The organism is Micromonospora rosaria (assembly GCF_001567585.1).
GTDB lineage: Bacteria > Actinomycetota > Actinomycetes > Mycobacteriales > Micromonosporaceae > Micromonospora > Micromonospora rosaria.
In genome coordinates this window covers 1-13883 of the sequence record NZ_LRQV01000069.1, presented here as the reverse complement: position 1 = coordinate 13883, position 13883 = coordinate 1, and the positions used below count along the sequence as shown (strand labels likewise).

Annotated in this window: 13 protein-coding genes; 7 read left to right on the top strand and 6 right to left on the bottom strand. The window is 74.7% G+C overall.

Annotated features, from left to right (window positions below; genetic code table 11):
• Position 1: 1 nt before the first annotated feature.
• Positions 2–2533 carry a putative bifunctional diguanylate cyclase/phosphodiesterase gene (locus tag AWW66_RS18485; RefSeq protein ID WP_067367818.1) on the bottom strand — a complete coding sequence of 844 codons (2532 nt, stop codon included), beginning with the start codon at positions 2531–2533 and terminating at the stop codon, positions 2–4.
• Positions 2534–3130: 597 nt separating this feature from the next.
• Here AWW66_RS18485 and moaC point away from each other — a divergent pair.
• From moaC to AWW66_RS18465, 4 genes are all read left to right on the top strand, one after another.
• On the top strand, positions 3131–3622 hold the full coding sequence (gene moaC / locus AWW66_RS18480; protein ID WP_067367815.1) for a cyclic pyranopterin monophosphate synthase MoaC: 492 nt from the start codon (positions 3131–3133) through the stop codon (positions 3620–3622).
• On the top strand, positions 3619–4089 hold the full coding sequence (locus AWW66_RS18475) for a MogA/MoaB family molybdenum cofactor biosynthesis protein (protein WP_067367814.1): 471 nt from the start codon (positions 3619–3621) through the stop codon (positions 4087–4089). The genes moaC and AWW66_RS18475 overlap by 4 nt, the downstream gene beginning before the upstream one ends.
• A 143-nt stretch (positions 4090–4232) precedes the next feature.
• Positions 4233–5486: a molybdopterin molybdotransferase MoeA gene (locus AWW66_RS18470; protein ID WP_067367812.1), complete on the top strand. Its 1254-nt coding sequence runs from the start codon at positions 4233–4235 to the stop codon at positions 5484–5486.
• An 8-nt stretch (positions 5487–5494) separates the two neighbouring features.
• On the top strand, positions 5495–5917 hold the full coding sequence (locus tag AWW66_RS18465) for a molybdenum cofactor biosynthesis protein MoaE (protein ID WP_067367858.1): 423 nt from the start codon (positions 5495–5497) through the stop codon (positions 5915–5917).
• Positions 5918–5999: 82 nt separating this feature from the next.
• Here AWW66_RS18465 and AWW66_RS18460 read toward each other — a convergent pair whose 3' ends face one another.
• Together AWW66_RS18460 and AWW66_RS18455 are read right to left on the bottom strand one after the other, a co-directional pair.
• Positions 6000–7460, bottom strand: coding sequence for a glycosyltransferase 87 family protein (locus tag AWW66_RS18460; RefSeq protein WP_067367810.1), 1461 nt, complete (start codon positions 7458–7460; stop codon positions 6000–6002).
• A 264-nt stretch (positions 7461–7724) separates the two neighbouring features.
• Positions 7725–8270 carry a DoxX family protein gene (locus AWW66_RS18455; protein ID WP_067367807.1) on the bottom strand — a complete coding sequence of 182 codons (546 nt, stop codon included), beginning with the start codon at positions 8268–8270 and terminating at the stop codon, positions 7725–7727.
• A gap of 152 nt (positions 8271–8422) precedes the next feature.
• Between AWW66_RS18455 and AWW66_RS18450 the strand changes: the two genes are divergently transcribed.
• Positions 8423–8968, top strand: a complete 546-nt coding sequence (locus tag AWW66_RS18450) for a GNAT family N-acetyltransferase (protein WP_067367804.1) — start codon at positions 8423–8425, stop codon at positions 8966–8968.
• Positions 8969–9059: 91 nt separating this feature from the next.
• Here AWW66_RS18450 and AWW66_RS18445 read toward each other — a convergent pair whose 3' ends face one another.
• Both AWW66_RS18445 and AWW66_RS36470 read right to left on the bottom strand, forming a co-directional pair.
• Complete coding sequence (locus AWW66_RS18445) at positions 9060–10301, bottom strand: ATP-binding protein (RefSeq protein WP_067367802.1); 1242 nt, start codon at positions 10299–10301, stop codon at positions 9060–9062.
• A 270-nt stretch (positions 10302–10571) separates the two neighbouring features.
• On the bottom strand, positions 10572–10769 hold the full coding sequence (locus AWW66_RS36470) for an LppU/SCO3897 family protein (RefSeq protein ID WP_211271991.1): 198 nt from the start codon (positions 10767–10769) through the stop codon (positions 10572–10574).
• An 812-nt stretch (positions 10770–11581) separates the two neighbouring features.
• Between AWW66_RS36470 and AWW66_RS18435 the strand changes: the two genes are divergently transcribed.
• A complete protein-coding gene (locus tag AWW66_RS18435; protein WP_067367799.1) occupies positions 11582–11830 on the top strand; it encodes a hypothetical protein in 249 nt (82 codons plus the stop codon).
• Positions 11831–11891: 61 nt separating this feature from the next.
• On the opposite strand, the gene AWW66_RS18430 is transcribed toward AWW66_RS18435, so the two are convergent.
• Positions 11892–12389: an LppU/SCO3897 family protein gene (locus AWW66_RS18430; protein WP_067367855.1), complete on the bottom strand. Its 498-nt coding sequence runs from the start codon at positions 12387–12389 to the stop codon at positions 11892–11894.
• 453 nt (positions 12390–12842) lie between these two features.
• Here AWW66_RS18430 and AWW66_RS36015 point away from each other — a divergent pair, with 453 nt between their 5' ends.
• Entirely contained in the window at positions 12843–13805 is a 963-nt protein-coding gene (locus AWW66_RS36015; RefSeq protein WP_083978611.1) for an A24 family peptidase, read from the top strand.
• Positions 13806–13883 lie beyond the last annotated feature (78 nt).

Here is a 13883-nt window from a genome sequence, read left to right as displayed (position 1 = left end):
GTCAGCCCTGGGCGGGCAGGTGGGGCTGGCGGTCGGCGCGGGCGCGGGCGGGGTGGCGGCGGCCGGGGGCGAGGCGGATGACCGCGCCGGCGTCGTGCAGGGGTGGGGCGAGGGTGCCGGGGCGCCCGCCGGAGCCGCGCCGGAACGCGGCGAGGAGCGCGCCCGCCGGCATCGGTCGGGCGAAGAGGTGGCCCTGGCCGGCGGTGCAGCCCAGTTCCCAGAGGGCGCGGCGTTGCGGTTCGCTCTCCACCCCCTCGGCCACGACGGTGAGGTCGAGACTGCGGCCCAGGTCGAGGGTGGAGCGGATGACCGCCGCGGCCTCGGCCGAGGTCTCCATGGCGGTGACGAAGCTGCGGTCGATCTTCAGCTCGTGGACCGGGATCCGGGAGAGCAGGGAGAGCGAGGAGTAGCCGGTGCCGAAGTCGTCGAGGGCCAGTTGGATGCCGGACTCGCGCAGCCGGCTGAGCACCTGGTCGACCACGTCGAGCTGGCTGAGCGTCAGGGTCTCGGTCAGTTCCAGGATCAGCCGGTCCGGTGGCAGGTCGTGGGCGCGCAGCCGGGCCAGGACCGAGGTGGGGAAGTGCGGGTCGAGCAGGCTGCGGGGGGAGACGTTCACCGCGACCGGCAGGTCGAAACCGGCGCTGCGCCAGCCGGTGACGGCGAGCAGCGCCTGGTCGAGGATGGCGTCGGCGAAGGCCGGGAGCAGCCCGGAGCGTTCCACCGCCTCCAGGAAGCGCAGCGGGTCGATGAGGCCGTGCGTGGGGTGGTGCCAGCGGGCCAGCGCCTCCGCGCCGATCACCTCGCCGGTGCCCAGGTCGACGATGGGCTGGAAGTTGACGGTGAACTCCTGGTCGGCCACGGCGCGGGGCAGTTCGCCGCCGAGGGTGAGCCGGCCGAGGTCGGCGGTGTCGCTGGTGGCCGCGTACGTGGAGATCCGTTGCCCGTTGCGTTTGGCCTGGTACATGGCGACGTCGGCGCGGCGTAGCAGCTCGGGCATCCCGCCGCTGGTGCCGGGTGCCGCGATGCCGCCGCTGGCCTCGACGCTGATCCGCATGCCGTCCAGTTCGAAGGGTTCGTTGAGCGTGGCCAGCAGCCCTTCGGCGCGGTGCGCGGCGACCGCCGGGGCGGGCAGGCCGCGCAGCAGGACCGCGAACTCGTCGCCGCCGAGCCGGGCCACCAGGTCGTCCGGGCGGGCGGCGGCCCGGAGCCGCTCGGCGACCTGGACGAGGACCCGGTCCCCGGCGGCGTGCCCGAGGGTGTCGTTGACCTCCTTGAAGTGGTTCAGGTCGATCAGCACCAGGGCGGTCACCCCGTCGGCGTGGCGGTTGCTGAGTTGTTCGGTGCCCTGGTCGAGCAGGTGCCGTCGGTTGGCCAGCCCGGTGAGCGCGTCGTGGCTGGCGGCGTAGGCGTGCTCCTCGGAGATCCGGGCCAGCTCGGCGTACGCCTGGGCGTTGCGGACCGCCGTGCAGAGCGCGGAGGCGAAGGTACGCAGGGTGTACTGCTCCCGTTCGGAGAGCCGTACCGGGCCCCGGAAGCGGAGCCGGAGCACGCCGATGTCGTCGGTGCGGTCGTGGCCCTCCAGGGTGATCGGCACCGTGGTGCCGGTACCGGTGGTGGTCTCCTCGGGTGGGCCGTCGTGGCTGATTCCGCTGGTGCTGCCGCGCACGGTCCGGCCGGTTTGGTGCAGGTGGATCTCGACCTCGTCGGCGGAGAAGAGTTCGGCGGCCTGGGTGACGGCGGTGGTCAGGACCCGGTCCACCTCGACCACGTTGAGGGCGTCGGTGGCGCGGGCCAGGTGCTGCCAGGCCTGCTGCTCGGTCCGGGCCCGGACCCGGGCGGAGTAGGCCAGGTGCAGGCTCAGCACCAGCGGGGGGACGGCGAGCAGCAGCCGGGGGTCGGCCCAGAGGAGCATCAGGGTGCAGACCGCCACCACGAAGCGGGCGGCGAATCCGGCGATGCGCAGGTCGAGGTCGGTGCGGAACTGGCGGGTGATCCGGTTGCCGGTGGCCAGGGCGATGACGGGAATGGCCAGGAGGTCGTCGAGCAGCGCCGCGACCAGGTAGGCCACCGAGAGGGGGGCCACCAGGTCGAGGGCGTGCTCGGGTGGCCAGCGCCAGTCCAGGGCGGTCAGGACGGCGGCGGCGCCGAACGCCACCAGGACGTTCTTGCCGACGCCGAAGGCCAGCTTGATCCGGGGCAGTCGGTGGTAGGCGAGGGCGATGCCGACTGCGGTGCAGAGGATGACCCACGGCGCGGGTGCGATCGCCACCCCGATGATGATCGCCGTCTCGCTCCAGTTGATGAGCTGGTTGGTCGAGCGGATCCGGATCCGGATGGTGACCAGGGTCCCGACGACGATCAGGAAGGTCAGCATCACCAGGGTCGCCCCGTCGACGGTCGACGTCGGGAAGGGCGAGCCCAGGGCGAGCAGGACGGCGGCGGCGAGGACGACGAGGGCGAGACCGACGACGAGACCGACGAGCAGCCGTAGCCGCTTATCGGTCTCGTTGCCTCGTCGCTGGGAAAGTGTCACGCCACTCCCAGAGGTGCCACGTCGATGGGCACGTAAGTCTAACGGCTCGATCGGCCGCTTTTCCGGATCAGCCCCAGTCGGTGCCACGCATCGTGTCGCTCCCTTCACGCCCAGCGCCAATTTCGGGATGTTCGAAGAAAGAGGGCGCCTCTGTCTTGGGAGCAGATTAGGGGAAGTTCTTCCCGGTTAGAAGAAATAAATGTCGTTATGGGCAACATTAGCCAAGATGGGCTTTATTTGTCACGTTCTGTCCATGTGTGCAGAACGGAACGCGGTGGCAGATGTCGCTCCGCGACCAGCCCGTGGCGGGACAACCGACGCCGCCGCCCGAGGTGGCCCCCCGACCGCCATTCTTTCGGGCGGCCAGCCCATGTTCGCATCCTGCCCACCTGGTGATCACCTCCGCCACTCGGGGTGTTCGGGTGCTCTGCCGAGCGAGACATCTGATTGATCCCTGTTGAATTGCCGGGAAACGGTTGGCGGCCGAACAATGCGCCGGGGCGGCGGTCTTTACGTACCGGTGAAAATGCCGTCGCGGCGGGTGGTGCGGGCCGGACGGGTGCCGGGGTGCCCGCCGTACCGTTAGGCTTGCCGACCGTGACCGATCCCGCGCAGCTCACCCATGTGGACCAGGCGGGCGCGGCCCGCATGGTCGACGTCACCGCCAAGCCGGTCACCGGCCGGGAGGCGGTCGCCGCCGGCCGGCTGCGGACCACGCCCGAGGTGGTCGACCTGCTCCGTCGGGACGGGCTGCCCAAGGGGGACGCGCTCGCCGTCGGGCGGCTCGCCGGCATCATGGGCGCCAAGCGCACCCCCGACCTGATCCCGCTCTGCCACCCGATCGCCCTGCACGGCGTCACGGTCGACCTGCGGCTCACCACCGACAGCGTGGAGATCACCGCCACCGCCCGCACGGCGGACCGGACCGGGGTGGAGATGGAGGCGCTCACCGCCGTGGCCGTCGCCGGGCTCGCCCTGGTCGACATGGTCAAGGCGGTCGACCCGGCGGCCTCGGTCGACGCCGTCCGGGTGCTGAGCAAGAGCGGTGGCAAGACCGGCGAGTGGCGGCGGCCGGAGGAACGGCCGTGATCCGCGCCCGGGTGGTCGTGGCCTCCAACCGGGCCGCCGCCGGGGTGTACCGGGACACCAGCGGCCCGCTGCTCGTCGCCGGGCTGCGGAACCTCGGCTGCACGGTGGACGACCCGATCGTGGTACCCGACGGCGAGCCGGTCGGCGTCGCGCTGCGCGCGGCCCAGGCCGACGGAATGCAGGTGGTGCTGACCAGCGGCGGTACCGGCGTCACCCCGACCGACCGGACCCCGGAGGTCACCCGGGCGCTGCTCGACTACGAGATCCCCGGCATCGCCGAGGCGATCCGCGCGCACAGCCGGGCGCAGGTGCCGACGGCGGCGCTCTCCCGGGGGCTGGCCGGGGTGGCCGGCCGGATGCTCGTGGTGAACCTGCCGGGCTCGACCGGCGGCGCCCGGGACGGCCTGGCCGTGCTCGGCCCGATTCTCGCCCACACCGTGGACCAGCTCCGGGGCGGCGACCACTGACCCGCCCCGCGCGTGTCCCACCCCGCGCCGCACCCACCCCGCGCCGCAGCCGGGTAAGGTCGCGGCTCCCGGTGTTAGGAAGGGGCCCCTGTACAACAGAATGCGTTAAGAAGGGGCCCTTCCTTACCTCGAAAGGTGTGCGTATGCAGTCCGCATCGGCGACCGAACCGCTCGTCGCCCCGCCACCGGCCGGCTGGACGGAGGCCCGCTCCCGGGTGTACGCGGTCGGGCTGGCCGGCGCGCTCCCGGCGACCCTGCGGCCGTTGGCCGAGGTGGACGGGCACACCCTCGCCGAGCCGCTGACCACCCGGACGGACCTGCCCGCCTTCCCGACCTCCAGCGTGGACGGCTGGGCGGTGCGCGGCGAGGGCCCGTGGCGGGTGGTGGGCCGGGTCCTCGCCGGCAGCGCCCCGCCTCCGCTGGCTGACGACGGCAGCACCGTCGAGATCGCCACCGGCGCGATGGTCCCGGCGGGGGCGACCGCGATCGTGCGCGTCGAGGAGTCGACCCGTACCCCGGAAGGGTTGGTCACCGGCACGCCCCGGCCGAGTCCGGAGTGGCGGTTGCCCGGTGAGGAGGCCGCCGCCGGGGAGGAACTCGTGCCCGCCGGTACCCCGGTGGACCCGGCCCTGGTCGGGCTGGCGGCCTCCTGCGGCCAGGACAGCCTGTGGGTCCGCCGGCCACCCCGCGCGGCGCTGCTGGTCTTCGGCGACGAACTGCTGACCGCCGGCCCGCCGGGCGCCGGCCGGGTCCGCGACGCGCTGGGCCCGTCGGTGCCGGCCTGGCTGCGCCGGTACGGCTGCCAGGTACGCGCCGCCGACGTGGTGGGCCCGGTCGCCGACACGTTGCCGGCGCACGTGGCGGCGCTGCGGACCTCGTTGGGCACCGCGGACCTGGTCTGCACCACCGGCGGCACGATGAACGGGCCGGTCGACCACCTCCACCCGGCGCTGGCGGCGCTCGGCGCGGACTACGTGGTGAACACGGTCGCGGTCCGGCCCGGTTTCCCGATGCTGCTGGCCCGGGTGACCTCCGACGACGGGCGGGTCCGCTTCGTGGCCGGTCTGCCGGGCAACCCGCAGTCCGCCGTCGTCGCGCTGGTCTCGCTGGTCGCGCCGCTGCTCGCCGGACTTCAGGGCCGTCCGCTGCCGGTGCTGCCGCACACCACGCTCGCCGAGCCGGTACCCGGCCGGGGGCGGTACACCCACCTGGCCCTGGCCCGGTTGGACCGGGTGACCGGGACGGCGTACCCGGTGCGGCACGTCGGCTCGGCGATGCTGCGCGGGCTGGCCACGGCGGACGGGTTCGTGGTGATCGCGCCGGACACCTCGGGCGAGCCGGGCGACCGGGTGCCGTTCGTGCCGTTGCCACTGCTGCCGGGGGAGCGTGCCACGTGACCGGGTCCATGACGTCGACCGTCACCGTGGCGGTGACCACCGACCGGCTCGACCCCGCCGCCCACGAGGCGGCGGTCGCCGACCACCGGGCCGGCGCGGTCGTCTCCTTCGAGGGTGTGGTCCGCGACCACGACCACGGCCGGGCGGTGGTGAGCCTGGAGTACGAGGGCCACCCGAGCGCCGCCGAGGTGCTCCGCGAGGTCGCGGCGGAGATCGCCACCGACCCCGAGGTGTACGCGGTCGCCGTGTCGCACCGGATCGGGCCGCTCGCCATCGGGGACGTGGCGCTGGTCGCGGCGGTCAGCACCGCCCACCGGGCCGCCGCGTTCGCCGCCTGCGCCCGGCTGGTCGACGAGGTCAAGGCGCGGCTGCCGATCTGGAAGCGGCAGGTCTTCGCCGACGGCACCGAGGAGTGGGTGAACTGCCCCTGACCACCCGCCCGGTGGCCCGAGGGCGCCCCGGTCAGCGGTGGCCGGGCGTGGGGCGGCCCCGGGCCGGAACGACCCGGTGGGGTCAGCGCCGGACGGTGCTGCGGCGGGCGGTGGTCAGCGCCGGGCGGCCGGCCCGGTCGGTGTAGAACGCGGGCTCGGCCCCCGGCCGCCAGGGCAGCGCGGCGACCAGCACGATCAGGGCCAGCGCCAGCGAGTTCTCCATCAGCGCGCCGAACAGGCCGTCCTGGTAGTGCGACACCTCGGGGAGCTGGTGCTCGTACGGCCAGATCGGCGAGACCAGGAAGAGCAGGTACAACACGACCGCCGCCACGCCGTGGCGCAGCCCGGTCAGCGCCGGGTACCAGATCGGCGGGCGGAGCCCGTTCACCCCCGGCAGCCCGCCGTACGAGGACGGTGGGGTGGCCCGCTGGGCCAGCCCACGACTCGCCTCGCGGCGGCGTACCGCGGCGTCGGCCAGCACGATGATCGCCGGGATCACCCAGACCAGGTGGTGGGTCCAGGAGATCGGGCTGATCACGTTGGCGGTCAGCCCGACCAGGGTGAACGCGGTCAACTCGTCGCCGTCGGCCCGGGAGGTGGCGGCCCTCGACAGCCCCAGCGCCAGCATCAGCACCGAGAAGGCCAGCCAGAGCAGGCCGGGGGTCTCGATCGAGTCGTAGAGCCGGGCCAGCAGCCCGGCCAGTGACTGGTTCGGGGTCATGTCGGCGGCCCCGACCCGCTCGGTCTGCCAGAGCACCCCGCCGAAGTACGCCCGTGCCTCCGGCCCGACCAGACCGAAGCTGCCGATGGTGACGCCGATCGTGGTGCCGATCGCGGTCGCCGCCACCCGCCACTGCCGGGTGATCACCAGGTAGACGATGAAGAGGGCGGGGGTCAGCTTGATCGCGGTGGCCAGCCCGATGCCGGCCCCGGCCCAGGCGCCGCTGTAGACGAACCGGTGCAGCGGCCCGGCGGCGGGATCGAGCCGGGTGCCGCGCCGTGACCGCCAGCGCAGGCCGATCAGGTCGGCCATGATCAGTGCGAAGAGCAGCAGGTTGACCTGGCCGTACCCGAGGGTCTCGCGGCCCGGCTCGATGGCGACCGCGAGCGGGACGGCGACGCCGACGGTGAACCAGAGCGGCCAGCCCAGCCGGTCCACGATCGGGCGGAGCAGCCCGGCCAGCACCACGGCCAGCGCGGCGATGCTGGCCGCCGCGTTGAGCAGGCCGGCCACCCCGATCGGGATCCGGGCCATCGGCAGCATGAGCAGCCCGGCGAAGGGCGGGTAGGTGAACCCCAGGGTCGTCCCGGGGGAGATGAACTCGTACAGCTCACGGCCGCTGGCCCACCACACCACGGCGCCGTGGTAGATCTTCATGTCGAAGAAGTTGTACGGCCGGCCGAAGAGGCCGACGGCCACCCAGGCGGCGTACGCCACGAGGCCCACGATCCCGGCCCGCACGACCGTACGCCGGTCGATCCGTCGGGCCAGCCGCTGGACGTGGGCGAGGCGGTCCGCCCGTCTCCCGACGGTCGCCGGCATGCCGTCGCCACCCCCGTACCACGATCGATCCTGCCGTCCAGGTCCTGAGCGGAGCCTAGAACGGTGCCTCACGTCTCTGCCTCCCGCGTTATGCGACCGTGTCCGATCCCACACATGTTTGCGACATTTCCGCCGCGTTAACGCCTAAGGGTTGGTTCAGGTGTTTCGCGGCCTGTGGGGGTGGTGGTCCGGGAGGGGTGACGTATGGGCAGGTGAGAGGGGTGCGGGTTGGCCCCGGTGGTGTGACGCCGGTGGTGCGCGGGGTCAGCCCGGCAGTCGCCGGGCGGCGGCGGCCGAGCGTACGGCGATCCGGGCCTCCCGGCGCGCGGTGCGCACCGCGCGCTGCACCGACCGGCGCGAGTGGCCGATCCGGTGGCCGGCCCGCCAGCGTAGCCCCGGCTTGCCCTCGGTGTCGGCGGCGGCCAGTAGCAGCCCACCGAAGAGGCCGAGGTTCTTCAGGAAGTGGATCTGGTTCTGGGTGCGCTGGGCCGGGTCGTCGTTGCTCCAGAAGGGATGACCCGCGGCGGTCGTCGGCACCAGCGTGCCGGCGAGCAGGAGCGCGGCCGGCCGGGTGAACCGGCCGGTGGCCAGCATCAGGCCGGCGCCGAGCTGCACCGCCGAGTTGACCCGGACCAGGGTCTCGGTGTCCGTCGGGACGGCCGGCCAGGTCCGCTCGATCAGCGGGACGACCCGGTCGGTGACCGGCTTCGCCGCCGGCACCAGCCGGCTCGGGTTCTGCAGGTTGCGGGCGCCGCTGACCACGAAGATGCCGCTCAACATGACGCGGGCGAGGGTGCGCACGGGCTTCATGGATCAGTCATACCCCGTCGCGGCGTCGGTCACCCCTCCAACCGCCGATCCGGCGGACGTGGACACCCGGCCGGCGTCCGGAGCGCGGGCCCGCCACGCCGAAAGGGGGTCACCGTCGCGGTTGGACCGGCAGCAGAGAGTACCGTCAGGAGGTGACCAGCCTGCGGCTCCGACCGGAGGGCCCGGCCGACGCCGGCCCGGTCCGGCGGGTACTGGCCGCCGCGTTCGCCCGGCCCGACGTGGCCGTCCCGCCCGAGGTCCGGCTCGTCGACGAACTGCGCGGCAGCGACGCCTGGGTGCCGGAAGCGGCCATGGTCGCCGAGCACGGCGGCGAAGTGGTCGGCTACGCGCTGCTCAGCCGGGTCCGGGTGCGTACCGGTGGCGGTTTCTTCCCGGCCCTCGCCCTCGGCCCGGTGGCGGTGGCCCCGCACCGGCAACGGACCGGGCACGGCACGGCGGTGGTGCAGGCCGCCCTGGACGCCGCCACCGAGCTGGGGGAACGGATCGTGGTGGTGCTCGGCGACCCGGCCTTCTACCGCCGCTTCGGCTTCGAGGCCGCCGACCGGCTGGGGCTGACCAGCCCGTGGTCCGGGCTCGGTGAGCCCTGGCAGGCCTTGGTGCTGCCGCCGACGACCAGCGACGAGCCACCGCCGCCCCGGGGCGAGGTCATCTTTCCGCCACCCTGGTCCAAGGTCTGACCCCCGCGCCCGGCGGTCTCGGCCCGCTGCGGCGGGGGGTCTCGGCCCGCTGCGCCCGGCGGTCTCCGGGCGGTGCCGGCGGGCCGGCCGGTCAGGCCGGCTGGGTGCGCAGGTACCGGCCGAAGTGCGGGACGGTGAAGGCGACCGTGCCGCGTTCGCCCGAGTAGATCAGCCCCTTCTTGATCAGCGTGTCCCGGGCCGGGGAGAGGCTGGCCGGCTTCCGGCCGAGGGAACGGGCGATCTCGGCGGTCGGTACCGCCGCGTCCATGTCGTCCCGGTGCCCCGCGCCGGTCTCCCCGGACGTCCCGGAGAGCGCGGCCATCGCCCGCATGTACTCCCGTTCGGCCGGGGTGGCCCGCTCGAAGCGGGAGCCGAAGAAACCCACCGCCAACTCGGCCTCCGCCTCCGGGGCGGCGACCCGGACGTCGGCGGCGGTGATCGGTGAGCGCGGGGCGTGGTCCCAGGTCGCCTTGCCGTACGCCTGGACGAAGTACGGGTACCCGCCGGAGGACTCGTAGAGCAGGTCGAGCGCCTTCTGCTCGTACTCGACCTCCTCGCGCTCGGCCGGGGCGCAGAGCGCCTGGTCGGCGGCGATCCGGTCGAGCCGGTCGATGCGCTGGTACCGGAAGAGCCGCTCGGAGTACGACTTGGCGGCGCTGAGCACGGCCGGCAGGTGCGGCAGGCCGGCGCCGACGACGATCAGGGGCGCGCCGAGCTGGGAGAGCTCGTGGCAGGCGGCGCAGAGCGCCGAGACGTCCTCCGCGCCGAGGTCCTGCATCTCGTCGATGAACAGGGCGATGCCGGTGCCGACGTCGGTGGCCACCGCCGCCGCGTCGGTGAACAGTTCCACGAGGTCGATCTCGATGTCGCCGGAGTCGGCCCGCCCGCTGGCGGCCGGCACGTCGATCCCGGGCTGCCAGCGGTCCCGCAGCTTCGGCGGGGTGCCGCCGCGCCCGGTCGGGGCGCTGCGCTGGGCGAACGCCTTCAGTACGCCGAGGAAGCCGTCGATGCGCTCCGGCGCCCGGTGGCGCGGGGCGAGTTCCCGGACCGCCATGTGCAGCGCGGCGGCGATCGGCCGGCGCAGCGACTGGTCCGGCCGGGCCTCGATCTTGCCGCTGCCCCAGAGCCGCCCGATCGCCTGGGAGCGGAGGGTGTTCAGCAGGACCGTCTTGCCGACGCCCCGCAGCCCGGTGAGCATCAGGCTCCGCTCCGGGCGGCCCCGGGCGACGCGTTCCAGCACCACCTCGAAGACGTCGAGTTCGCGCCCGCGCCCGGCGAGTTCGGGCGGACGCTGCCCGGCGCCGGGTGCGTACGGGTTGCGGACCGGATCCACGTCTCGCACCGTATCGGCCCGTCTAGTTGCGACGGTAGATGTGGCTAGAAGCTCCGATCGGCGTGTCGGCGGCTCGGCCCGGCGGGATGGTCGGCGGCCGGTGCCGGCCCGGCGCACTCGACCCGAAACTAGGGATGTCTAGGCTTTTCGCTAGACATCCCTAGTTCCGGTTACCGATGGCCTGAACGGCCTCTCCTGCCTGTCATCGGTGCCGTCCCTCCCGCGGGCCGACCAGGCCCGGTCGCCGGCGGAGGTCATCGCTGGCGGTGGTCATCGCTGGCGGAGGCAGAGCACGTAGTCGAGGAGGTCCACCGGGTTGTCGTGGACGTAGTTCGCGGTCGACTCCGGCGCCGCCCGCCGGCACTGCGCGCCCTCCGTGGTGGCCGGGATCCGCAGCAACACCTCGTAGGTGTTCGGCCCGCAGGGCACCTTGCGCAGGTCGGCGTTGCGGTCCGTACCGTCGTTCACCACGCAGTCGCCCCGCTCGAACCGCTCGCCCGCGTCCGTGCTCGGGCGGGTCGTGGTCGGGGCCGCGCTCGGCTCCCCCGTCGGCTCTCCGGTCGGCGGGACGTCCGGGTCGGGGCTGGCCGGTGCGTCGGGGGCCGGCCGGCTGCCGTCGGCACGGGAGCCGCCGCACGCTCACCGTCGTCCAGCGCCTGCCGCACCCCCCAGGCGGCGAGGCCGAGGCAGGGACAGAGCACCAGCAGCACGATCAGGGCGACGACCAGAAACACCTGTCGACCGTTCCCCCGGGCCGGAGGTGCAGCCGGCGTCGGCCCGTAGCCGCCAGCCGGCGCAGCCCCGTACCCCCCGGGCGGCGGCGGTTCCCACGCCCCGGGTGGGCCACCGGCCGGGCCCGGCGTCCCGCCGGGCGGTGGGCCCCAGGTCCCCGCCGGGTCACCGGGCGGCGTCGGCACTGCGCCGGGTGGCACGGCTCCAGCACCCGCCGGGTACGGGCCACCGGGCGGGTACGGCCCGGCCGGCTGCCCCGACCCCGGCGGCGGATACCCGGCCCCCGACCCCGGCGGCGGATACGCCCCACCCGCTGCCGGCGGCGGGTACCCCGGGCCTGAGGTGGGCGGCGGGTAACCCGCTCCGGAGCTGGGCGGCGGGTAGCCGGACCCTGAGGTGGGCGGCGGTGGGTACCCCGCTCCGGACGTGGGCGGATAGCCCGCGCCCGCCCCGGAGGTCGGCGGTGGGTAGCCGCCCGCAGCGGGTGGCGGGTATCCGGCCCCGGAGGTGGGCGGTGGCGGGTACCCGGCTCCGGAGGTCGGCAGCGGGTGGCCGCCGCCCGGGGACGGCGCGGACTGGCCGGGGCCCGGCGGCGGTGGCGGCGGACCGCCGGCCTGCGGCAGGTTCCACAGCGGCGCGGTGGGTGGCTCGGCGTCCCCCGTGGCGGGCCGGCCGTCCCCGGTGGGCGGTTGCCCCCACTGCGGCAGCGTGGGGTCCAGCGGCGGCTCCTGCGGGCCGGCCGACGGCTGCTGGTGCGGATCCTCTGGCTGGCCGGGGCCGGGTGGTCCGAAGGATGACATCGCGTCCTCAAGGGGTGTCGGAGGGGTGGGCAGTCGGTGGCCCGGCGGAGCGGCCGGCTCAGCGGAGCTTCAGGCAGAGCACGAAGTCGAGGGTGTCCAACTCGCTGTCGAAGAAGTACCAGTTGGTGTATCCCTCGACCCGGGCACACTTGGCCTCGGCGTCCTTCTCACCACTGGTCGCCCCGTCGAACCGGCGCAGCACCTCGTACGTCTTCGGGCCGCACTCGGTGATCGCCAGCTTGGGCTGGCCGCCGAGCGGCCCGTCGTTACGGACGCACTGCCCCACCTTGACGAACCGTGGGTCGGCCGACGATTCCGGCGCGGCACCGCCCGGCTCCGGTGTGCCGGTGGGCGGCGCGGGGGACGGGGGTGCCTCGGTCGCGCTGGTGACCGACGCCTCCTCGGCCCGCTGACGCAGGAGGAAGAGCGTCGAGACGCCACCGACGACGAAAACCGTGAAGATCACCGCGACCGCGATCAGCGGGCCCCGGCTCCGGTGCCGCCGGGGCGGCCCCGGGCCGCCGGACTGGTAGGGGATCACCGGGTACGACGGGATGCCGGGCTGGCCCGCCCCGGCCGGGTACCCGCTGGTGGGGGCAGCCGTTTCCGGGTACGCGGCACCGGGGCGGCCCGGGTTCCGCTCGTCCCCGGGGTACGGGTACCCCGGCCACGGGCCGCCCGGTCCCGCCGCCTGCTCCGGCGGGCCGTACGCCTCGCCGGAGCGCCAGGCGTCGGGACCGCCGCCGGTCGGTGGCCCGTGGTTCGCCATGCGCGTCCTTCCGGGTGGGTAGGGGCCGGCATGCGGAAAGTGACGCCGACGCCGTGGTCACCGTAGCGTGACCCACTGATCAGCTCACGTCTCTCCGGTCACGACACCGCGCTGGAGTGGCAATGCCGCCCCGCCGGGTCGGTGGACGTGGGCAGGTCGGCGGGGCCGACGGGTGGACCGACGGGGCAGCGGGGAGCGACGGGACGGTGGTGGCCGCGAGGGGCCGGTAGCATCCCGCCCATGTCGCTGGGCGTGCCGGTCGCCGCCCTGCCACCCACCCTGTTGGACACCGTGTCACCCGCCGCGCCAGGCACGCCGCTCCCTGCCCTGTGGGGCAGCAGCGTGTCCCCGGCCCTGCTGGACAGCCTGTTGCCCGTCCTGCCGGGCGCGTTCCTTCCTGCCCTGTTGGGCGGGTTCCTGCCCGCCCTGCCGAGGGCGTTCCTGCCTGCCGTGTTGGGCGGGTTCTTGCCCGCCCTGCCGGGGGCGCTCCTGCCTGCCCTGGTGGGCACGGTGGCCGGCGCGCTGGCCGGGGCCGTCGTACCCGGCCTCGCCCACCGGATGGCCGCACCCGTCGGCGGGCCGACCCGGTCGGCGTGCCGGGCCTGCGGACAGCCCGTACCGTCCGGTGCCGCCGGCTGGGTGGCGACCCGGTGCGCCCACTGCGAAATCCGGCGCGGACCGCCGGTCGTGGTGACCGTCGTGACCGGGGCGATCGTGCTCGGCGGGCTCGCGGCGGCGCGGCACGACGATCCGGCGCTGCCCGCTCTGCTCGGGATGGCCGTCGTCGGGCTGGTGCTCGGCGCGGTGGACCTGGCCTGCCTGCGGCTGCCGGACCCGCTGGTGGCGACCGCCGGGCTGGTCGGCGCGGTCGGGTTGACCGTCGCCGCGCTGCTCGCCGGTACGCCCGGTCGGCTGCTCACCGTCCTGGCCGGGGCGGCCGGCTCCGCGCTGCTGTACGTGGTGCTGGCGCTGCTGCCCGGCTCCCGGCTCGGCTTCGGCGACGTCAAGCTCGGCGCGGTGCTGGGCCTGCCGCTCGGGTGGCTGGGCTGGCCGTCGGTACTGCTCGGCCTGGTCCTGCCGCACCTGCTCAACGGCCTGGTCGTGCTCGTCCTGCTGGCCCTGCGGCGGGTCCGCCGGGACACCGTGCTGCCGCTCGGCCCGGCCCTGCTCACCGGTGCCTGGCTGGCCGCCCTGCTCGCCTGAGCCACCCCACCGAGCCCCCGGCACCCACCCGCCGCCCCGGCACCCGCGCCCACCGGCCCGCATCCGCGCCCGGCACCC